General features: G+C 71.8%; 1 protein-coding gene and 1 pseudogene. Both read left to right on the forward strand.

Annotation, left to right across the window (positions count from 1 at the left end; all coding sequences use genetic code 11):
• Positions 1-35 precede the first annotated feature (35 nt).
• Positions 36-842, forward strand: coding sequence for a peroxide stress protein YaaA (yaaA, locus tag GA0115259_RS38390; protein ID WP_093605254.1), 807 nt, complete (start codon positions 36-38; stop codon positions 840-842).
• Positions 843-924: 82 nt separating this feature from the next.
• Positions 925-1070, forward strand: a pseudogene (locus GA0115259_RS38395) (keto-deoxy-phosphogluconate aldolase); the annotation flags it as partial.

A 1070-nucleotide genomic window follows, 5' to 3' on the forward strand; every position in this document is an offset into this window, starting at 1 on the left:
CCCCCCCCCCGCACCCCCGACCGAGGAGAAGTCACGTGCTCGTCCTGTTGCCGCCGTCGGAAGGCAAGTCCGCTTCCGGGCGCGGGGCTCCGCTGAAGCTGGAGTCCCTGTCGCTGCCGGGACTCACCGAGGCCCGGGACGCCGTGCTGGACGGGCTTGTCGAGCTGTGCGCGGCCGACGAGGGGAAGGCGCGTGAGGTGCTCGGTCTGAGCGAAGGGCTGCGCGGCGAGATCGCCAAGAACGCGGTGCTGCGGACCGCCGGCGCCCGTCCGGCCGGCGAGATCTACACCGGCGTGCTGTACGACGCGCTGGACCTCGCCACGCTCGACACCGCCGCGCGCCGCAGGGCCGGAAAGTCGCTGCTGGTCTTCTCGGGGCTCTGGGGCGCGGTACGGGTGGGCGACCGTATCCCTCCCTACCGCTGCTCGATGGGAGTCAAACTGCCGGGACTCGGCGCGCTGGGCGCGTACTGGCGCGCGCCGATGGAATCCGTACTGCCGGAGGTGGCCGACGGCGGGACCGTACTGGATCTGCGCTCCTCCGCGTACGCGGCGGCCTGGCAGCCGAAGGGCGAACTGGCGGGCCGTACCGCGCGGGTACGGGTGCTGCACGCGCAGACCGATCCGGTGACCGGAGTGGAGAAGCGGTCGGTGGTCAGCCACTTCAACAAGGCGACCAAGGGCCGGCTCGTACGGGATCTGCTCACCGCGGGCGCCCGGCCGAAGAACCCAGCGGCGCTGGTGGAGACGCTCCGCCAGCTCGGCCATGTCGTGGAGGCGACGGCTCCGGCGCGGGCCGGCCGGCCATGGGCCCTGGATGTGGTGGTCACGGAGATTCACTGACAGCGGCGAAGCTCCGGACGATCTGTTGCATGTTGTGCAACGGTCGTTGCACAGAATGACCTATGCACGGCAGGATGACGCCATGACCTCCGTGCTCGGCCTCGCGCCCGTCATCCCTGTCGTCGTCATCGACGATGCCGCCGACGCCGTACCTCTCGCCCGTGCGCTGGTCGCGGGCGGGCTGCCCGCGATCGAGGTGACGCTGCGGACACCGGCCGCGCGGGCCGC

It is taken from the genome of Streptomyces sp. MnatMP-M17 (assembly GCF_900091995.1).
GTDB lineage: Bacteria > Actinomycetota > Actinomycetes > Streptomycetales > Streptomycetaceae > Streptomyces.